We start from the raw sequence: 18,887 nt of genomic DNA, 5'->3' as shown, positions 1-18,887 counted from the left end.
CATGGTTGACACCGCTCGCGTAGCAATTATCGGTCTGGGAAAAATCGGCGGGCGCAGGAGCTAGGCTCCCACAGCGATGCTTGTTACCCATGTCGAACTCAAAGACTTTCGTAATTACGAGTCCCTTGCCCTCGAACTAGTGGGTGGCCCGACGCTCATTGTTGGATCCAATGGCCAAGGAAAAACCAACCTGATAGAGGCGTTGGGTTTTCTCAGCACGTTAGGTTCACACCGGGTGTCGACGGACAATGCGATGGTTCGCCAGCACACCGATGCGGCAATTATCCGGGTACGAGTTGAACACAATGAGCGAAAGTTCTTGGTCGAGGTGCAGATCAATCGCGCGGGGGCGAACCGAGCTCAAATCAATCGTTCGGCTATCCGCACTCGAGAGCTGCCTCGATATTTCTCGAGCGTTCTCTTTGCTCCCGAAGATCTTGCATTAGTTCGTGGGGAGCCCTCGGGTCGCCGCCGCTTCATCGATGATCTTCTTGTGCTGCGGTCTCCTCGATTCAGTGGAGTCATCGCGGACTATGAGCGAGTGGTCAAGCAGCGCAACATGCTGCTGAAGTCGGCACGGGCCTCCGGCGCGCGTGATGCGCAGCTCAGCACTCTTGATGTGTGGGATGAGCGGCTTATCGCTTTTGGGGCGGAGATAATCAGCGCCCGCAGTTCGCTTGTTGCCAATCTCAGCCCCGAGGTGTCGCGCGCCTATGGAAAAATAGTCGGCGCCGATCATGACGCTTCCCTGGCGAATTCGCTGAGTGTTATCTCACGGCAAGATGATTCCGAAAGTGCTGTGGCGACCAACGAGGTCGGCGAAATAATTTCGGTCGCTGACGCGACAGGCGCATTCACTACAGCCCTCGGAGCGGTGAGAAAGCAAGAACGGGACCGGGCAATAACTCTTGTTGGACCGCACCGCGACGACCTCATCTTTGGGCTTAACGGATTGCCGGCCCGAAGCTATGCAAGTCATGGTGAATCGTGGTCGTTCGCCCTCTCGCTGAAACTGGCATCCGCTGAGTTGCTCCGTCGGGATTCTTCTGCGGGGGACCCGGTGTTGATTCTGGATGATGTTTTCGCTGAGCTGGATCAATCCCGTCGTGAGAGACTTGCGGATTCCATTTCTGGGTTCGAACAGGTGCTCATTACTGCGGCGGTGTTGGGTGATGTGCCTGAGCGGCTTACGGCGAAGGTCGTCCATATCCGGGCGGGTGCGGTGATTGTCGATGAATGATCGTGACCCTGCTGTCGATGAACACGTTGCTGTCTATCTGCGGTTCCGAGAAGTTTTCGGGGATCCATCCAAGCGCTCGTATATGGCGCGCAAGCGCGACCGCAAGCAGCCAGGAACCAGCGTTCCCTTCTCTCCCGGCCGTGATCCTCAGGGAATCGCGGATGTGATGGATATTCTCACCAGCAGTATGGGGTGGAACTCGCCACTTGCTCGCTCTGAGCTGATTCTGGGGTGGACGGAAATTGTGGGGGTTGAGACGGCGGATCATTCGGAGCCGGTCGGAATCGATGACGGAGTGCTCACGATCCGGTGCGATTCGACTGCATGGGCGACACAGCTGAGATTAATGCGTTCACGCATTACAACCACCATCGCGCAGCAATACCCCGAGGCAGGTGTTGAGTCGGTACGCTTCGAGGGCCCGAACGCCCCTTCCTGGAAAAGAGGCCCCAGATCAATTCCAGGCCGGGGCCCACGCGATACATACGGTTAGCATGGCAAATTAGGTCATCCGCGAAGGAAACTCCCGCAGAGGGGAATATAACCGTCGTCGGTGCGGGGAATTTGGTAGAATATCTGGAGCCGTCGGAGGCACCTCCTTCTGGAGATACCAGCTCTGAATGGCGAGTGTGAACTAGCGGCAGGAGCCTAACTTCAGATGACATCGACGCCCGAAAATAACGTGCCCGAGAATTCGATAATCTCTACCGGCCATGTTGCTGCTGACAGTTATGGTGCCGATCAGATCCAGATTCTTGAAGGGCTGGAAGCGGTTCGCAAGCGCCCGGGAATGTACATCGGCTCGACAGGCCCCCGCGGGTTACATCACCTGGTCTATGAAGTAGTCGACAACTCTGTTGATGAGGCTCTCGCTGGCTACTGCGACACCATCGACATCTGGATTCGCAAGGATGGCTCGATTCGGGTGCGCGACAATGGTCGCGGCATTCCGGTTGATCTTAACCAGCAGGAGCAAAAATCGACCGTTGAGGTCGTCATGACAATGCTTCACGCGGGAGGAAAATTTGGCGGCGGCGGTTACGCCGTCTCCGGTGGTTTGCACGGGGTCGGCATTTCGGTGGTGAACGCGCTCTCGGCAGAAATCGACACGGAGGTTCGCCGCCAGGGTCACGTTTGGCGGATGAGCTTCGCCGATGGTGTTCCTGTTGGGCCTTTGACGCAGGGCGAGAGCACCGACGAAACAGGAACGCAGCAAACCTTTTGGCCAAGCAAAGAGACTTTCGAGACCGTCGAGTTTGATTATGAAACGCTTCGTGCACGCTTTCAGCAGATGGCGTTCCTCAATAAGGGACTGCGCATCACTATCACCGATGATCGCGGCGAAGAAGACATTAGCGAAAGCTACATGTACGAGCGTGGACTTGTCGATTACGTGGAGTACTTGAACAAGACCAAGAAGAACGAGCTCATCCATCCTGACGTCATTGCGTTTGAGTCTGAAGACAAAGAAAAGCGCATTTCTCTCGAGGTCGCGATGCAGTGGACTGCTGGCTACACAGAAAGCGTTCACACCTACGCGAACACGATCAATACCCATGAGGGGGGAACCCACGAAGAGGGTTTCCGGGCGGCACTGACCACTCTGGTTAACCGTTATGCCCGCGAGAAGAACATCATCAAGGAGAAAGACGAGAACCTCTCGGGTGATGATGTTCGTGAAGGACTCACCGCGGTTATCTCAATCAAACTTGCTGAGCCGCAGTTTGAAGGCCAGACCAAGACCAAGCTGGGTAACACTGAAGCAAAGGCTTTCGTTCAGCGCGTTGCCGGCCAGCAACTGGGCGACTGGTTTGATCGCAACCCCACGCAGGCTCGCGATGTTATTCGCAAGGCGATTCAGGCATCCCAGGCTCGACTCGCTGCTCGCAAGGCGCGTGAACAAACTCGTCGCAAGGGTTTGCTCGAGTCGAGCGGTATGCCTGGAAAGCTCCGTGACTGCTCAAGCAAAGACCCCGCACTTTCTGAAATCTTCATAGTTGAGGGCGATTCCGCAGGCGGTTCGGCCGTTCAGGGCCGAAACCCCGAGTTCCAGGCGATTCTTCCGCTGCGAGGCAAAATCCTTAACGTAGAAAAGGCTCGCCTAGACCGTGCGCTCGGTAACGCCGAGGTCCAAGCCATGATCACTGCCTTTGGTGCCGGAGTTGGTGAAGACTTTGACCCACAGAAGGCTAGGTACCACAAGATCGTTTTGATGGCCGATGCGGATGTCGACGGCCAGCACATTACGACTCTGCTGTTGACCCTGTTGTTCCGTTACATGCGCCCCCTCATCGATTTGGGTTACGTGTACCTTGCGCAACCGCCGCTGTACCGCCTCAAGTGGAGCAACGCGCAACACGAGTATGTGTATAGCGATGCTGAGCGAGATGCTCTCACCGAGATGGGGCTAGCCGCTGGCAAGCGCGTGCCGAAAGAGAATGGCATCCAGCGCTATAAGGGTCTTGGTGAAATGGACTACAAGGAGTTGTGGGAGACCACGATGGATCCCGCTACACGCACCCTTCTTCAGGTCACTTTGGATGACGCGGCCGCCGCTGACGACGTCTTCTCGACGCTTATGGGCGAAGACGTTGAATCGCGTCGAAACTTCATTCAGCGCAACGCAAAAGACGTTCGCTTCTTAGACATCTAGCTCGCGCAGAGAGCATTCGGCGACCGCCCCCGCGACTGACACAGACTGGAACTGAAACTCAATGGCTGATGAAGAAACTCCGAAGAAGACCTTCGAAGATGCACCAATAGATCTACGTCACGACAAGATTAACCAGGTTGACCTCCAGCTGGAAATGCAGCGGTCGTACCTCGATTACGCGATGAGTGTCATCGTGGGGCGTGCCCTGCCTGAGGTGCGCGACGGCTTGAAGCCCGTGCATCGTCGTGTGATTTACGCGATGTATGACGGTGGTTACCGCCCAGACAAGGGCTTCTCTAAGTGCACCCGCGTGATCGGTGATGTTATGGGGCAGTTCCACCCCCACGGTGACTCATCCGTGTATGACGCGCTGGTTCGGTTAGTTCAACCGTGGAGCCTCCGCTACCCGCTGGCGCTCGGTCAAGGTAACTTCGGTTCACCCGGTAACGATGGGGCAGCTGCCCACCGTTACACCGAAACCAAGATGGCGCCGTTGGCCATGGAAATGGTTCGGGACATTGAAGAAGATACTGTCGACTTCCAAGACAACTATGACGGCCGCACTCAAGAGCCCACTGTTCTGCCGAGCCGATTCCCGAACCTCCTCGTTAATGGTTCTGTTGGCATTGCGGTGGGCATGGCCACGAACATCCCACCCCACAATTTGCGCGAGGTCGGCGAGGGTGCTCTTTGGCATTTGGCTCACCCGGACGCGACGCAGGAAGAGCTTCTTGAGGCGCTAATTCAGCGCATTAAGGGCCCAGACTTTCCTACCGGCGCACAAATTTTGGGAATCAAGGGAATTCAGGATGCGTACCGCACCGGTCGTGGTTCGGTCACGATGCGTGCCGTAGTGAATGTTGAAGAACTACAGGGCCGAACCTGCCTCGTGGTCACTGAGCTGCCCTATCAGGTCAACCCCGACAATCTGGCGCTCAAGATTGCCGACCTGGTCAAGGATGGCAAGCTCGCGGGTATTGCCGACATTCGGGATGAGACTTCGGGCCGCACGGGCCAGCGACTGGTTATCGTGCTCAAGCGTGACGCGGTCGCGAAAGTTGTGCTCAACAATCTCTACAAGCACACGCAGCTGCAAGAAAACTTCGGGGCGAACATGCTCGCGATTGTGGACGGAATCCCGCGCACGCTGTCGATCGACGGCTTCATCACCGCCTGGGCAACGCACCAGATTGAGGTGATTGTTCGACGCACAGCGTTCCGTCTTCGTAAGGCTGAAGAACGTGCTCACATTCTGCGTGGTTATCTGAAAGCGCTTGACGCCCTCGATGAGGTCATCGCCCTTATTCGTCGCTCGGCAACGGTCGAGGATGCCCGCGAAGGGCTCATCGCTCTGCTTGAGGTTGACGAAATTCAGGCTCGGGCCATTCTTGACATGCAGTTGCGTCGCCTTGCTGCCCTTGAGCGCCAGAAGATCATCGATGAGCATGATCAGATCGAGCGGGAGATTGTTGAATTCAAGGCAATCATCGCCAGTGAACAACGCCAGCGCGACATCGTCAGCGAAGAACTCACTGACCTACTTGCCAAATATGGGGATGACCGTCGCACCGAGATCATGCTCGGATTCGACGGCGACATGAGCATGGAAGACCTCATCCCTGAAGAGGAGATGGTGGTCACCGTCACCCGCGGTGGTTACGTCAAGCGCACCCGCAGCGACAACTACCGCAGCCAACACCGCGGAGGCAAAGGCGTCAAAGGTGCCCAACTGCGTGCGGATGACGTGGTCGACCACTTGTTCGTTACGACCACCCACCACTGGCTGCTGTTCTTCACGAACACGGGTCGCGTGTACCGGGCAAAAGCCTACGAGCTGCAAGAGGGGGGCCGTGACGCAAAAGGTCAGCACGTCGCCAATTTTTTGGCATTACAGCCCGGCGAGGAGATCGCACAGATTCTCGACATTCGGGACTACCAGACATCCTCCTACCTGGTGCTTGCCACGCACAAGGGTCTTGTCAAGAAGACTGCTCTGGCCGAATATGACACCAACCGCAGCGGTGGAATTATCGCCGTGAACCTGCGCGACGGTGACGAACTCATCTCGGCCATGCTTGTGGAGAGCACTGACGATGTGCTTCTCGTTTCTCGCAAGGGAATGTCGATTCGTTTCACGGCCTCCGATGAGGCGCTTCGGCCGATGGGTCGCTCCACGTCCGGAGTGATGGGTATGAGCTTCCGTGCTGACGACAGTCTGCTCAGCGCCAGTGTCGTCCCTGACAGCGGCTATGTGTTTGTGGTCACTGAGGGTGGTTTCGCCAAACGCACCTCCGCCGACCAGTATCGTGTTCAGGGTCGCGGTGGACTGGGCATTAAGGTTGCGAAGTTGGATGGTGCCCGTGGTGATCTGGCGGGTGCCCTGATGGTGGGGGATGAGGACGAAGTTCTTGTGGTTCTTGCCAGTGGCAAGGTGGTACGCTCTTCTGTCGTCGAGGTTCCTGCCAAGGGCCGTGACACGATGGGAGTTGTCTTTGCTCGATTCGCCGCCGAAGACAAGATCATTGCTATTGCACGTAACAGCGAACGAAATCTAGACAACAAAGAACATGAAACTCGGGACGATAGCGTTCTGAGTGAAGATGCCCCTGCTGGGAAGGACGAGTCGATAGATGAGTAGTGTCGCGGATAAGTTGCAGCGCAAGTCGCAGCGTCAAACTTCAGTCAAACAGGTTCGCCTCAAGCTGGTGTACATCGACTTCTGGTCGGCCGTAAAGTTCTCGTTCTTGGTCGCGGCATCCCTCGGAATCGTTCTCGTGGTGGCATCCATGCTGGTGTGGATCGTGTTGAACTCCACCGGAATCTTCGGTGATATTGACCGAATTTTCCGTGACATTCTCAGTGATGAGAACTTCAGTATCGCCAGTACTTTCTCGTTCTCACAGGTGGCGCTTTTTTCGGTCGTCGTCGCTGTTCTCAACGTTCTGATCGGTACAGCGTTGGGTGCTATTGCGAGTATGCTTTACAACTTCAGTGTGCGACTGACCGGCGGAATCCTTGTGGGGTTCACCAACAACTAGTCGATTACGTCAAACCGGCTAGATGCGATACTGTCGTATCTGCCCAACGGGGGTATAGCTCAGGCGGTTAGAGCGCTTCGCTGATAACGAAGAGGTCCGTGGTTCAAGTCCACGTACCCCCACTGGAATCTTCGCAAGAGATTCCCCGATAGGGGCCTTAGCTCAATTGGTAGAGCGCCTGCTTTGCAAGCAGGAGGTCAGGGGTTCGATTCCCCTAGGCTCCACAAAAAATTATGTAAGTCGAAAAACGACAAAAACCCCGACCAGATATTTGGTCGGGGTTTTTTGTGTGCGAGGAGCTCGTCTCGGCAGCCTGCAGTTGCAGCCTGTGCCACCGAAAACTGACAGTTATGCCGACTCCGCTTCGTCGTCGATCCACAGGTCATCGTCGGCACGGAGTGTCTGCCATGCCGCGTAAGCAACTCCGGCGGCGGCAACAACGGCCATACCGATCAGGAGGTAACGGCCGAAGCCGGCATGCTTTGGCTTGGTCTCGATGATCCCGACTTTTTGGCCGGCCGAGGTGGCGAGATCCGACACGCGCGAAAAGGCTTCGCGAACATGCTGGTTCTTTGCCACCTCAATCGCAGCAAGCGCCGCTCCCAGTGCTGACGTCACGGCAGGCATTACGTCGCCCTTGAGCTTGCTCTTGGTGTTTTCTGCCGCCGAACGGGCACCGGCGATGGACGACGACACCACAGGCTTGACGCGGGAGTCGATGGTGTTGTGAATCTTAGGGCTCACTTCTTCGCGAGCGTAGTTCGCGGCCTGATGGCTCGCCTCACGAACAACCGCGGAAGCATGCTCAAGCAGCTCCCTCTGGTCACTCCACAGGCCTTCAGCTTGACCCTTCAAGCGCTTGAGTTCTTTCCGGCGTTTGCGACTAAGTGCCACGGGGAACCTCCAAAGATGATCGAACGATTGTTCCATACTGCCACGCTGGCTTATGAGCGCGCACTGCTTTGCCTGTGAGCACCCTGAATAACACGGAATACTGGCACAAGTGAGCCTTGTAGGATTGAGCTCATGTCTCAACACACCGCTGTCGCCACGATCACAACAACCCTTGGACCAATCCGCCTCAATCTGTTCGGTAACCATGCGCCGAAGACTGTCGCTAACTTCGTGGGCCTCGCTAAGGGTGAGATCGAATGGACTCATCCCGCAACCGGGCAGAAGACCACAGCACCTCTCTACGATGGTGTCATCTTCCACCGGATTATCAAGCAGTTTATGCTTCAGGGCGGCGACCCGCTTGGCAAGGGAATCGGTGGGCCCGGCTACAACTTTGACGACGAAATTCATCCTGACCTCACCTTCGCAGACCCGTACATTCTCGCCATGGCGAACGCTGGCACGCGCGGAGGCAAAGGAACTAATGGTTCACAGTTCTTCATCACCACGGTTGCCACCCCCTGGCTCCAAGGCAAGCACACGATCTTCGGCGCGGTAGCCGATGACGAGTCCAAGAAGGTTGTCGACGCGATTGAAGCTGTCGACACTGATGGCGGCGACAAGCCCCTCACAGACGTCGTAATCGAGAGCGTTACGATCGACGAGGTCTAACCTTCGTGACCACAGCTCCGGATGCGAGCGGCAACTACTGCTACCGGCATCCAGACCGGCAAAGTTTTACACTCTGCCAGCGATGTGGGCGCACCGTATGCCCCAGTTGCCAGACCCAGGCTGCTGTGGGCGTCCACTGCCCCGAATGCATCGCAGAAGCTCGCGCCAACGGTCCCAAGCGCAAGCCAATTCTGGTGCGGGCAAGCCGCGCATCCACCGGCAAGCCGGTAGTCACGTACACGCTGATCGCGTTGACGGTTGCAATATTCTTGCTGCAATTGATTCCGGGCAGCGGCGTGACCCAGGCTCTTGTCTACTACCCGCCGCTGACTGCCTCGGAACCGTGGCGCATGATCACCTCGGCGTTCCTGCACTCGCCGAGTTCGATCTTCCATGTTGGTTTCAACATGTTCACGCTCTTCATCTTCGGCCGTGTGCTGGAGATTCCTTTGGGCCGCGCTAGATTCATTTCGCTGTACCTGATCAGCGCGCTGGGCGGATCGGTGGCGGTGCTGCTGATTGCACCGGGGTCTGTTGTACTCGGAGCATCCGGTGCCATCTTCGGAGTCGTCGCCGCATTCTTCGTGATTCAGCGTCGTATGGGAATCAATAACAGGGGCTTGCTGATCATTGTTGTGATCAACCTCGTCGCGGGTTTCATTCCTGGGCTCAACATTTCGTGGCAAGCTCACGTTGGTGGACTCGTAACGGGTGCGCTTCTTGCGCTCGTATTCCTGCGTCAGCGCAATAAGACGTCGGTGATTCCCGAGGTCGCTTTGGTTGCGCTCGTCGTCGCCGGGCTGATCGCCCTCACACTCGTGCGAATCTTCGTTCTATAACTGACGGAAAGTTATCCACAGGTTTATTAACACTGGGTATAACTACAGGCGTGTAATTTCTAGCGCCACCGAGTAGTCATGAGGAATCCGATAAATAGGATTCCGAAACCGACCAGAATGTTCCAGCTGCCCAAAGATGCGATCGGAAGCTGCTGGTTGCTGACATAGAAAACAATAATCCAGGCCAGACCGATCAGCATGAAACCGAACATGACGGGCTTGAACCAGACCGCATTGGGAACAGGTTCAGAGGAGCGCGCGGGCGGAGTTTCTGCAGAGTTACGGGCCATGCACAAGATTCTATCGTGAACGCGCGGGCCGTCGAACGGCGGCGCGGAAAACGAACACTGACACCGCGTAGAATTGGAAGTATGGTTCTCGAAGACAGCCGACGCGCGCGCCGGCCTGTCACGGTGCCCCGACCCGTCTCATGGCTCGGTGTTCTTGGCGAACTTTTTATCACCGCCGGCGTGATCGTGCTGCTCTTTCTTGTGTGGCAGACGTGGATAAACAACATTGTTGTCAGCACAGCGCAGCGCGACGAAGCTCTTCAGTTGAGCGAAGAATGGAACAAGGGTGAAGCCGTCAGGTCAGCGCCAGATGAAAGAGCCGACCCCGGGGTGCCGATCGTAGCCACGGCCCCCGCCCAAGCTGTGCCGTTTGGCACCCTCATTGTTCCTCGATTTGGTGCGGACTATGCGCGACCCATCGCCGAAAGCGTTAACCTGAGAGAAGTGCTCAACACCCAGGGCGTCGGTCACTACACCGGCACGCAGATGCCCGGCGAGGTCGGCAACTTTGCGGTTGCCGCCCATCGCACGGGATGGGGTGACCCCTTCCTCAATATCGACAAACTCCAGCTCGGCGACAGCATTTACGCTGAGACTGAAGCCGGCTGGTATCGCTACATTTTTCGGTCCCTTGAGTATGTTGCGGCATCCGGAGTGGGCGTGCTCAATCCGGTACCGCAGGTTGACGGTGTCGTTGCAAGCGACCGGCTCATGACGCTCACCAGCTGCAATCCCATCCACACCACCGACGAACGAATCATCGCCTACGCTGTGTACGACACCTGGTACCCACGCGCTGAAGGCGCTCCCGCTGAGATTGCGGCGCTCGCGCAAAACCTTGAAAGAGTTGGCTAATGTACGCTTCGCTCTGGCGTGTGCTCCCGGGGCCAGCGGTCGTGCGGGTTCTTATTCTCCTGTTGATCGTCGCGGCAATTATCGCGGCGCTGTTTGCGTGGGTTTTCCCCTGGGTGCTTCCCTTTGTAAGCCCGTCAGATGTCACGGTGCAACAGTGACGCGCATCCTAGTCATCGACAACTATGACAGCTTTGTGTACACCCTCAACGGGTACCTGCTCGAGTTGGGGGCCAGCACCGAGGTGATGCGCAATGATGCCTTCAGCGCGGATGACGCAGCACAGGCAATCGCCGAATACGATGCCGTGCTGCTTTCGCCCGGCCCCGGCACGCCCGCTGCGGCAGGAGTGAGCATCCCGATCGTGCACGCCGTACTCGCCTCGGGGCAACCCCTTTTGGGAGTGTGCCTCGGCCACCAAGCAATTGCCGAAGCATTGGGGGCTACCGTCACCCACGCTGACGAGCTGATGCATGGCAAGACGTCTCAGATCGAACACGACGATAGCCTCATCTTTCGCGACCTGCCGCAACCGTTCACCGCTACGCGGTACCACTCGCTGGCGATCGTCGATGGAACGGTGCCCGATGATCTCGTTATCACCGCACGAACACCCGGTGGAGTGATCATGGGTGTGCAGCATGCAACTCAGCCGATCTACGGGGTGCAGTTTCACCCGGAGTCGGTGCTGACCGAGGGCGGCTACCTTATGCTCGGCAACTGGCTATCGCGGGTCGGAATGCCGGGGGCTGCGGCGTTGGCAAAAACGCTGACGCCCCTGGTTCATAAATAAGAACCGCCGGTTCGGTACTTAGCTTCCGGCGCAGTACTGCAGGGTGACCTCAGAATTCTGGGGCTGGTCACCGATGAGGGATTGATAGGTGACGACATTGCCGCTGCACGCAAAGTCTGCGGTCAGTCGCACGGTCAACTGAAGTTGTGTGAGTGTCGTATTGGCTTCGCCAATATCTGCGCCGGTGACAGCTGGTATCAGAATTTGTCCGTTGGAGACCACCAAATTCACCGTCTCACCCTCACGGATGAGGGTGCCGTCGGAGGTGCGCTCCGCATCCGCTTGTGGGTCAGAACTGATAACGGTGCCCTTAGGAAGGTTGGGCGAAGTAGTTTGTGAACTTGTGCCATAAACAAGGCCGGCCGCCTCTAAGAGCGCAATCGCATCAGCCTCTTGCCTGTTGGTGACATTGGGAACGGTAACCGGAGGCCGCCCCAGCGAGACTACAACGTCAATTTCCAGCCCGGGCGGAACCGTTTGACCGGGACCCGGATCGGTGCGGATGATGACACCCTCGTCGACGGTTTCACTTGCCTGATCGACGCGGTTGGGCACCAGCTCAAGATCGGTAAGCAATGCCTCACCCTGCTCGTATGTCATGCCAGCGATGTCGGGCACGTCGACGGCTGTGGTGCCACTCAGTTGTGCCGGGGTCAGGCTAAACGCCCACACTATGACGGTAACAATGACCACAACCATGAGGGCAATTCCGCCCCAGATCCAGGCAACGGGGGGACGACTTTGTGAGCGTGGGGTGCGGTCATTCTCATCGACGGCAAGCTGACGGAACGTAGCGTCGCTGCCAGCGGTCGCACTCGGGTTGACCCCAAACAGCGTCGTAGTGAAATCGGAGGAGGCCAGCTGCTTGCGGTCGGGGACGAAACCCGCCGCCGCTGTTTCCACATCGGCGCGGAACTCTGCAGCACTCTGATAGCGATCGAAGCGGTCCTTGGCAAGCGACCGCAAAACCACCGCATCGAGGGCGGGAGACACCGCGGCGGTGGAAGTGCTCGGTGGAGTCGCCTCTGAGTTGACGTGTTGATACGCCACCGCTACAGGATTATTGCCGGTAAACGGGGGATGACCGGTGAGAAGTTCAAACAGAACGACGCCGGTGGAATACAGGTCTGAGCGGGCATCCACCGTTTCACCGCGCGCTTGCTCAGGCGAAAAGTATTGTGCGGTGCCAACGATCGCGCTCGATTCGGCGATCGTGGCGGCAGCGTCAGAGACGGCACGGGCAATGCCAAAGTCCATGACCTTGACTTGACCACTGGTGGTCACCATCACGTTGCCCGGTTTGATGTCGCGATGCACGACCCCCGCGCGGTGTGAGTATTCGAGTGCGGTGAGCACTTGCGCTACTATTCGCGTGGCTTCGGCCGGTGCGAGGGGACCCTCAGCCACCATATCTTTGAGGAGTCGACCGTCGACGTATTCCATGATGATGAACGGGATGAGCGTCTCGTGCCCAGAAGGGTCTATGACGGACTCTTCGCCGGCATCAAAAATGCGCACGATGGTGGGGTGAGCCATCTTGGCTGCATCATGGGCTTCACGGCGAAACCGGGTGCGAAACGCCGGGTCATTGGCCAGCGACGGTTTGAGAAGTTTGACGGCGACCCGCCGCCCGAGCCGTGAATCCATTCCCAAGTGAACGTCGGCCATTCCACCACGGCCGAGCAACTCACCGATCTGATAGCGCCCAGCGAGTTGGCGTACGCCCTGTGCAACGCCTTCGCTCACTAGTTCACTCCTGTTTGTTGTCGCGGAAACTCCCGGCTTAGTCTACTCGTTGCCGCTAGTTACAGTGGCTCACGGAATGGTTACGGTGACGGGTTCTGATAGCGGCGATTCCATGTCGGTGCACAGCGCACTGTAGGAGATCGTCGTGCTCTCGCCCGAGGTGGCAGGAAGTTGAATATCAAACCCTGAGCTGTTGGGATCCTGTACGGAGGTGCCCGAGTCCGGGCCCCCTTGAATGAGGAAGTTGAAGCCCGAGAGAGGGTGACCGGGGGGACATCCCTGATAGGGCGCCCACCGCACAGTCACAATGGCGTCAGCTGCGTACGGGCCATTCGGTTGGAGTGAGTTCGCTTGAGGTCGTGTGGGTGTGGGGGTGGCCGCGACCCGATCGAAGAAGTACACCGTGATGGTCTCACCCTTTCTGACGTTACCCACGGGTGCCGCACTGTATGAAGTGCCTACCTGTTCGGCGGATTCGGCAGCGCGGCCCACTTCGGCGGCAAGCACGAGGCCCTTTTCTGTGAGGATGTCTTCGACCGCAGCCTGCGTGCGATTGAGCAGTTCTGCCTCGGTTAGTTCGACGGTCGTCGGCGTGGGGGGCGTGGGGGGCGGCGAACTTGGGGGCGGCGAACTGGACGTGGATGTGCCCGTAGCCGTGTCAACGGGTGCTTGGTCGCCCGTCGGGAGCAGGAGCGCAATGATCGCACCAATCAGTACAACGGCAAGAAGTGAGATGAGCGCAACGATGGGCCAGGTCCACGGGTTACGTTTCTTGGTTTCGTCGAGCGTTTGGGTGTCGGTAGCCCCGGTTGCACCCGCGGTATTGAGGATGCGGGTGGCCTGGGTGGCGTTGCCATAGTTCAGGCCAACGGTGGCGGCGTGAGAGTCGTCTCCCAGAATTCCGGGAACAGCCGTGGCCGCCGCAGCAATATCTCCGCGGCGCAATGACTGCGCTGCACGAGAGAGGTGTGAGGCGGATGCTGGACGATCGCCCGGGGACTTGGCGAGGCAGGCATAGACAAGGTTGCGCACCGGTTCCGAGACGGTCACCGGCAGCTCGGGTGGAGTCTCGTTAATCTGGGCCATTGCGATCGCCACTTGCGATTCGCCAGTGAACGGGCGTCGACCGGCGAGAGCTTCGTAGGCTACGACACCGAGGGAGTAAATATCGGTTGTGGGTGAGGCGGGATGCCCGCTGGCCTGCTCGGGCGACAGGTACTGCACTGTTCCCATGACCTGACCGGTCGCAGTTAGTGGCACCTGGTCGGCAATGCGAGCGATGCCGAAGTCGGTGATCTTCACGCGGCCTTCGGGAGTGATTAGCAGGTTTCCCGGCTTGATGTCTCGGTGCACAAGTCCGGCGGCATGAGCTGCCTGAAGTGCGGCGGCAGTTTGCGCGACCATGTCGAGAACACGATCGGGGGCGAGGACGCGTTCGCGTTCGATGATGGCACTGAGTGCTTCACCGGGAACGAGCTCCATGACGAGGTAGGCGCTGCCCTCTTCTTCTCCGTAGTCGAAGACGTTGGCGATGCCTTCGTGGTTGACCAGCGCAGCGTGGCGTGCTTCAGCACGGAAACGCTCTAAGAACCCCGGGTCCCCGAGGTACTCATCTTTGAGGATTTTGATCGCAACCGTTCGCCCGATCACGAGGTCTGTGGCTTGCCACACCTCGCCCATTCCGCCAATCGCTACGCGACTGGAAAGTTGGTATCTGCCCCCGAAAGTGAGCCCGCTGGTTGGTCTCATTTGTTTAGCACCGCCTCTAGTACTTGACGCCCAATTGGTGCGGAGATGCCGCTGGAGGTACCGGACTGTCCAAGCCCGCCACCATCTTCAACAACTACCGCAACGACAACTTCTGGATCATTTGCCGGCGCGAATCCAGTGAACCACAACGTGTAAGGTTCCCCTTGCCCGTTCTCTGCCGTGCCGGTCTTACCTGCAACCTCAACCCCGTCTATTCTGGCACTGCTCGCGGCACCGTTATTGACCCCAGCCACCATTATTGCGGTGAGTGCGGCGGCGGTTTGCGGGCTGATCGCCTGACTAAACACGGTCGGTTCGAAGGACTGAATCGTTGTGAGATCGGAGGCAACGACGCTCTCAACCAGGTTCGGTTGCATCAGGGTGCCACTGTTGGCGATCGCCATCGACACCATCGCCATCTGCAGCGGAGATGCGCGAACGCTCGACTGACCGAATGCGGAGAGCATCGTCTGCGGGCGATCAAGCGCGCGGGGGTAAACGCTCGGAGTGGACTCAAGAGGCACGGAGACGCTCTCATTGAAACCAAACTTGTTGGCCTGCTCGCGGATCACGCTCGCACCCAGCGCGTCGCCCAACTCAGCCATAGGAATGTTGCACGAGAGTCGCACGGCGGTGGCGATCGTCGCCGTGTTGCCAGGGCCACACGTGCCGCTGTTAGCGTTGCTGATCTTGAAGGTGCTCTCGGGCAACTGCAACTCTGCAGGGTTCGGAAAAGCACTCTCGGCGGTGTAATTGCCGCTCTCAAGGGCCGCGGCAGCCGCGACAAGCTTGAAGGTGGAGCCGGGGGGATTCAGCGGTCCAGCCAGTGTTCGGTTGAAGAGCGGCTCGCTCGGATCATTGAGTAGGCGCTCGTAGGTGTCGATCACAGCCCCGGTGTTATGCACTGCTAACTCGTTGGGATCAAACGTCGGTTTCGACACCATGGCAATAATCTCGCCAGTCTTGGGCTTGATCGCGACGACCGCGCCAGTGTAGTCACCGAGAGCATCCCATGCCGCCTGCTGGATGACGGGGTCAATGGTGAGCTCAACTGCGGCCCCCGTAGGCTTCTGGCCGGTAAGAATCGCGTTCACCTGATCGAAGAACTGATCGTTGGAGGAGCCACTCAAATAGTCGTTGAGCGCGCTCTCGATTCCAGTATTTCCCTGGTTGAGAGTGAGGTAGCCGGTGATGGGAGCGTAAAGCTCACCCTGGGGGTAGACCCGCAAAAACTTGAACTCGTCATCAGCGGGCTGCGACAGAGCGATGGGTTCGCCGTTGACGAGAATCGGGCCACGTTCGGCCGAGTAGCTTGCATAAAGTGTGCGCACATTTCGACCATCCGCCTGCAGGCTATCGGCAGTAACGACCTGAATAACAGAACTCGAAATGAACAAGCTCACAAACATGAGTAACACAACAGTGCTCACCCGTTTGAGTTCGCGGTTCATTGACCCACCACCAATCGGTTGTCAATCGATGGTTCGATGACAAGTTGCGGCTGGTGGCGCACCGTATCTGAAAGCCGCAGCAGCAGTGCCGCAATGATCCAGTTAGCAACCAGTGATGAACCACCGGCGGCAAGGAATGGTGTCGTGAGGCCGGTCAGCGGAATCACGCGCGTGACACCGCCGATCACCACAAAAACCTGCAATGCGATCACAAAGGCGAGTCCGACACCGAGCAGGCGACCGAAGTCATCTTGACCGGCAAAGCCGATGCGGAATCCACGAGAAACAAACAAAAGGTACAGCGCCAGAATGGCAAAAATACCAATCAGACCCAACTCTTCCCCGAGTGCCGAGATGATGTAGTCGCTTTCGGCGAGGGGAGTGATCTGGGGGCTGCCGCGCCCGAGACCGGTGCCAATGAGCCCTCCATCGGCGAGACCAAACAGACCCTGCACCAGCTGGTAGCTACCGCCCGTGGCGTCGTAGACATCCGGGTTGAAAGGATCGAGCCAGGCGTCGATGCGGCCGGAGATGTAGGTGAGGAAGCGGCTGGCAACATACGCGCCTCCCAAAAACATGGCCATGCCGAGCAGGATCCAGCTGGCGCGGCCCGTGGCGACATAGATCATCACAAGGAAGAGACCGAAGTAGAGCAGCGCTGTACCCATGTCGCGCTGGAAGATCAGCACGAGCATGGACGCCACAAACACAACAATGATGGGGCCGAGATCGCGGGCCCGCGGGAAGGTCATGCCGAGCACCCTGCGGCCAACCATCGAGAGCGAGTCACGCGCCGATACCAGATAGCCGGCGAAGAACACGGCAAGCGCGATTTTGGCGAGTTCGCCCGGCTGGAAAGAGAACGCGCCAATCTCGACCCACAGGCGAGCACCGAAGCGGGTTGCTCCGATCACGGGAGCCAGGGGCAGCAGAAGCAGCGCGATGCCGCTAAACATTGCAATGTAGCGATACCGCTGCAGCACACGGTGATTCTTGATGATCAGCAGAACGGCCATCGCAATGACAATGGCAATCGCCGTCCAAGTAATTTGACGGATGCCGCCGCTCGACCAGCCCGTCGCCTCTTCGGCGAGATCGAGGCGGTAAATCATGGCGATTCCCAGCCCATTGAGAACGGTGATAATCGGCAGGATCAGCGGATCAGCATCCCGAGCAGTCACCCGCAGAGTGGTGTGCATCGCAAAAACTAGAACACCGAGCAGTGCAGAAAGCCCAAGCACAGTGAAACCTAGTCGCCCGATTGCACCCAATTGAACGAGGGCGATCGAGCCCAGATTGATGGCGATCGCCACAATTACCAGCGCAAGTTCAAGATTGCGCAGCCGGGCGGGCACCCGCAACCTGAGGCGGATGCTTTCAGTCATTGTTCGCGGGCCGGCCGAAGCCGAGGCGCGAACGTCGGGGCTAGCGGATGCGGGCATCAGTCAACATTCTCACTATGCGGAGGGCATCTTCGAGGTCGCGCGCATTAATGGTGTTCTCGACACTGGCGCGGCGGTACAGCGGCAGGTCGACAACGCGCACATCGCTGATTTGGTAGACCTGTGACAGCGAAATCGGCCCGATGGTCTGCTGGACACCCTGATAGATGGTGACCTGACCATTGTCGGCACCCACGTAATACTGCTGCTGGGTGTACTGGTAGCCGCCGATGAGACCCGCAGTGATTGCGGTAACCGCGATCGTGATGAACGCGATCCACGAGATGCGGCGGCGACGAACTCGGCGGCGGTCCTCCCGAATGATCGCCTGATAGTACTCATCAGATTCGGGCTCAAAATGCGCATCGTCTGGCGTTGTGGCTTTAAGGGGATGCAGGAGGAGACTCGGAAGGCGCGGCGGCTTTTTGGGGGCGGGAGGCTCAAAGGAGAGCGGTGACGCTGCCGAACCCACCATGATGGGAGGCTCATGCGACGACGCTTCTTCATCGACGATATCGACCAACACTACGGTGACATTGTCGGGGGCACCCTGATCGAGGCTTGCCTGGATGAGTCGATCGGTTGCGAGCGTGACATCGGTGACCCGACGCAGCATGGCAGCAATCTTGTCGTCGTTGACGAAACCGCTCAGCCCATCAGAGCACAACAGCCAGCGGTCGCCCGGCTTAGTGTCAAGCACTTCGGTATCGATCTCTGGTGACGCATCGACGTCACCCAAAACCCGCATCAGCACTGACCGACGCGGATGCACGGCTGCCTCTTCGGGGGTGATGCGGCCGCTTTCGACCAACCGCTGCACAAATGTGTGATCGTGCGTGATCTGGCTCATCGTGCCGTCACGCAGTAGATAGATGCGGGAATCACCAATATGGGCTATGGCCAGTTTGTCGCCCACGCGAACCATACCACTCACTGTCGTTCCCATACCGGTGAGCTCGTTGTGCTCAATTACGGTGTTGGAGAGCATCTGGTTGGCGGCGAGCAGGGTGTCGTGCAGAACTTGCGCGGCGTCTTCGGGGGTGGAGTAGGGGTGGTCGGCTTCGGCAAGATGTTTGATCGTAATCGCGGAAGCAACGTCACCACCGGCATGACCCCCCATGCCGTCGGCGACCACAAAAAGGTGGGTGCCAGCGTAGGCACTGTCCTGATTGTTGGAGCGAATCTTACCCACATGGGATGCGGCGGCACTGTTGCCCGAATTGGCCAT

General features: G+C 58.1%; 17 protein-coding genes and 2 tRNA genes. 12 read left to right on the top strand and 7 right to left on the bottom strand.

Going from position 1 to position 18,887, the window contains the following annotated elements; genetic code table 11:
* Nucleotides 1-76 precede the first annotated feature (76 nt).
* The 7 genes from recF to FB472_RS07685 all read left to right on the top strand — a co-directional run bounded on the left by recF (nucleotide 77) and on the right by FB472_RS07685 (nucleotide 7,155).
* A complete protein-coding gene (gene recF, locus FB472_RS07715; protein ID WP_141990413.1) occupies nucleotides 77-1,240 on the top strand; it encodes a DNA replication/repair protein RecF in 1,164 nt (387 codons plus the stop codon).
* Nucleotides 1,233-1,733: a DciA family protein gene (locus FB472_RS07710; protein ID WP_141990412.1), complete on the top strand. Its 501-nt coding sequence runs from the start codon at nucleotides 1,233-1,235 to the stop codon at nucleotides 1,731-1,733. Before recF ends, FB472_RS07710 begins: the two co-directional genes overlap by 8 nt.
* Before the next feature lie 165 nt (nucleotides 1,734-1,898).
* Nucleotides 1,899-3,893, top strand: coding sequence for a DNA topoisomerase (ATP-hydrolyzing) subunit B (gyrB, locus tag FB472_RS07705; RefSeq protein WP_141990411.1), 1,995 nt, complete (start codon nucleotides 1,899-1,901; stop codon nucleotides 3,891-3,893).
* A 61-nt stretch (nucleotides 3,894-3,954) separates the two neighbouring features.
* Entirely contained in the window at nucleotides 3,955-6,531 is a 2,577-nt protein-coding gene (gene gyrA, locus FB472_RS07700) for a DNA gyrase subunit A (protein WP_141990410.1), read from the top strand.
* Nucleotides 6,524-6,931, top strand: a complete 408-nt coding sequence (locus FB472_RS07695) for a DUF3566 domain-containing protein (RefSeq protein WP_141990409.1) — start codon at nucleotides 6,524-6,526, stop codon at nucleotides 6,929-6,931. The genes gyrA and FB472_RS07695 overlap by 8 nt, the downstream gene beginning before the upstream one ends.
* Before the next feature lie 48 nt (nucleotides 6,932-6,979).
* A tRNA-Ile gene (locus FB472_RS07690) sits at nucleotides 6,980-7,053 on the top strand.
* A 29-nt stretch (nucleotides 7,054-7,082) separates the two neighbouring features.
* Nucleotides 7,083-7,155, top strand: a tRNA-Ala gene (locus tag FB472_RS07685).
* Nucleotides 7,156-7,279: 124 nt separating this feature from the next.
* On the opposite strand, the gene FB472_RS07680 is transcribed toward FB472_RS07685, so the two are convergent.
* Nucleotides 7,280-7,825: a hypothetical protein gene (locus FB472_RS07680; protein ID WP_141990408.1), complete on the bottom strand. Its 546-nt coding sequence runs from the start codon at nucleotides 7,823-7,825 to the stop codon at nucleotides 7,280-7,282.
* 132 nt (nucleotides 7,826-7,957) lie between these two features.
* On the opposite strand from FB472_RS07680, the gene FB472_RS07675 reads away from it, so the two are divergent.
* Nucleotides 7,958-8,497 (top strand): peptidylprolyl isomerase, encoded by a 540-nt coding sequence (locus FB472_RS07675; RefSeq protein ID WP_141990407.1) that lies wholly within the window; start codon nucleotides 7,958-7,960, stop codon nucleotides 8,495-8,497.
* A 125-nt stretch (nucleotides 8,498-8,622) separates the two neighbouring features.
* On the top strand, nucleotides 8,623-9,336 hold the full coding sequence (locus tag FB472_RS07670; protein ID WP_342775548.1) for a rhomboid family intramembrane serine protease: 714 nt from the start codon (nucleotides 8,623-8,625) through the stop codon (nucleotides 9,334-9,336).
* Between the two features lie 59 nt (nucleotides 9,337-9,395).
* Here FB472_RS07670 and FB472_RS07665 read toward each other — a convergent pair whose 3' ends face one another.
* Nucleotides 9,396-9,626 carry a cell division protein CrgA gene (locus tag FB472_RS07665; RefSeq protein ID WP_021810696.1) on the bottom strand — a complete coding sequence of 77 codons (231 nt, stop codon included), beginning with the start codon at nucleotides 9,624-9,626 and terminating at the stop codon, nucleotides 9,396-9,398.
* A gap of 81 nt (nucleotides 9,627-9,707) precedes the next feature.
* Here FB472_RS07665 and FB472_RS07660 point away from each other — a divergent pair, with 81 nt between their 5' ends.
* The 3 genes from FB472_RS07660 to FB472_RS07655 are packed head-to-tail and all read left to right on the top strand — an operon-like array spanning nucleotide 9,708 to nucleotide 11,271.
* Entirely contained in the window at nucleotides 9,708-10,481 is a 774-nt protein-coding gene (locus tag FB472_RS07660; RefSeq protein ID WP_141990405.1) for a class E sortase, read from the top strand.
* Nucleotides 10,481-10,639, top strand: coding sequence for a hypothetical protein (locus FB472_RS14005; protein WP_021810694.1), 159 nt, complete (start codon nucleotides 10,481-10,483; stop codon nucleotides 10,637-10,639). The genes FB472_RS07660 and FB472_RS14005 overlap by 1 nt, the downstream gene beginning before the upstream one ends.
* Nucleotides 10,636-11,271, top strand: a complete 636-nt coding sequence (locus FB472_RS07655; protein ID WP_141990404.1) for an anthranilate synthase component II — start codon at nucleotides 10,636-10,638, stop codon at nucleotides 11,269-11,271. Before FB472_RS14005 ends, FB472_RS07655 begins: the two co-directional genes overlap by 4 nt.
* 18 nt (nucleotides 11,272-11,289) lie before the next feature.
* On the opposite strand, the gene pknB is transcribed toward FB472_RS07655, so the two are convergent.
* The 5 genes from pknB to FB472_RS07630 all read right to left on the bottom strand — a co-directional run bounded on the left by pknB (nucleotide 11,290) and on the right by FB472_RS07630 (nucleotide 18,887).
* A complete protein-coding gene (pknB, locus tag FB472_RS07650; RefSeq protein ID WP_141990403.1) occupies nucleotides 11,290-13,017 on the bottom strand; it encodes a Stk1 family PASTA domain-containing Ser/Thr kinase in 1,728 nt (575 codons plus the stop codon).
* A gap of 69 nt (nucleotides 13,018-13,086) precedes the next feature.
* Nucleotides 13,087-14,766, bottom strand: coding sequence for a protein kinase domain-containing protein (locus FB472_RS07645; protein ID WP_141990402.1), 1,680 nt, complete (start codon nucleotides 14,764-14,766; stop codon nucleotides 13,087-13,089).
* Nucleotides 14,763-16,217, bottom strand: a complete 1,455-nt coding sequence (locus FB472_RS07640; RefSeq protein ID WP_141990401.1) for a peptidoglycan D,D-transpeptidase FtsI family protein — start codon at nucleotides 16,215-16,217, stop codon at nucleotides 14,763-14,765. The genes FB472_RS07645 and FB472_RS07640 overlap by 4 nt, the downstream gene beginning before the upstream one ends.
* Nucleotides 16,214-17,659, bottom strand: a complete 1,446-nt coding sequence (locus FB472_RS07635) for an FtsW/RodA/SpoVE family cell cycle protein (protein WP_141990400.1) — start codon at nucleotides 17,657-17,659, stop codon at nucleotides 16,214-16,216. Before FB472_RS07635 ends, FB472_RS07640 begins: the two co-directional genes overlap by 4 nt.
* Entirely contained in the window at nucleotides 17,643-18,887 is a 1,245-nt protein-coding gene (locus tag FB472_RS07630; protein ID WP_141990399.1) for a Stp1/IreP family PP2C-type Ser/Thr phosphatase, read from the bottom strand. Before FB472_RS07630 ends, FB472_RS07635 begins: the two co-directional genes overlap by 17 nt.

The sequence above is a fragment of the Rhodoglobus vestalii genome, from assembly GCF_006788895.1.
Lineage (GTDB): Bacteria > Actinomycetota > Actinomycetes > Actinomycetales > Microbacteriaceae > Rhodoglobus > Rhodoglobus vestalii.
Note: the sequence above shows the minus strand (reverse complement) of the source record. Positions and strands in the feature narration are given on the sequence as shown.

Bases quoted from the DNA above. Each gene is read 5' to 3' on its own strand.
- recF (WP_141990413.1), top strand. From the start codon at position 77: ATGCTTGTTACCCATGTCGAACTCAAAGACTTTCGTAATTACGAGTCC.
- FB472_RS07710 (WP_141990412.1), top strand. From the start codon at position 1,233: ATGAATGATCGTGACCCTGCTGTCGATGAACACGTTGCTGTCTATCTG.
- gyrB (WP_141990411.1), top strand. From the start codon at position 1,899: ATGACATCGACGCCCGAAAATAACGTGCCCGAGAATTCGATAATCTCT.
- gyrA (WP_141990410.1), top strand. From the start codon at position 3,955: ATGGCTGATGAAGAAACTCCGAAGAAGACCTTCGAAGATGCACCAATA.
- FB472_RS07695 (WP_141990409.1), top strand. From the start codon at position 6,524: ATGAGTAGTGTCGCGGATAAGTTGCAGCGCAAGTCGCAGCGTCAAACT.
- FB472_RS07675 (WP_141990407.1), top strand. From the start codon at position 7,958: ATGTCTCAACACACCGCTGTCGCCACGATCACAACAACCCTTGGACCA.
- FB472_RS07665 (WP_021810696.1), bottom strand. From the start codon at position 9,626: ATGGCCCGTAACTCTGCAGAAACTCCGCCCGCGCGCTCCTCTGAACCT.
- FB472_RS07660 (WP_141990405.1), top strand. From the start codon at position 9,708: ATGGTTCTCGAAGACAGCCGACGCGCGCGCCGGCCTGTCACGGTGCCC.
- FB472_RS14005 (WP_021810694.1), top strand. From the start codon at position 10,481: ATGTACGCTTCGCTCTGGCGTGTGCTCCCGGGGCCAGCGGTCGTGCGG.
- FB472_RS07645 (WP_141990402.1), bottom strand. From the start codon at position 14,766: ATGAGACCAACCAGCGGGCTCACTTTCGGGGGCAGATACCAACTTTCC.
- FB472_RS07640 (WP_141990401.1), bottom strand. From the start codon at position 16,217: ATGAACCGCGAACTCAAACGGGTGAGCACTGTTGTGTTACTCATGTTT.
- FB472_RS07635 (WP_141990400.1), bottom strand. From the start codon at position 17,659: ATGCCCGCATCCGCTAGCCCCGACGTTCGCGCCTCGGCTTCGGCCGGC.
- FB472_RS07630 (WP_141990399.1), bottom strand. From the start codon at position 18,887: ATGGCCAATTCGGGCAACAGTGCCGCCGCATCCCATGTGGGTAAGATT.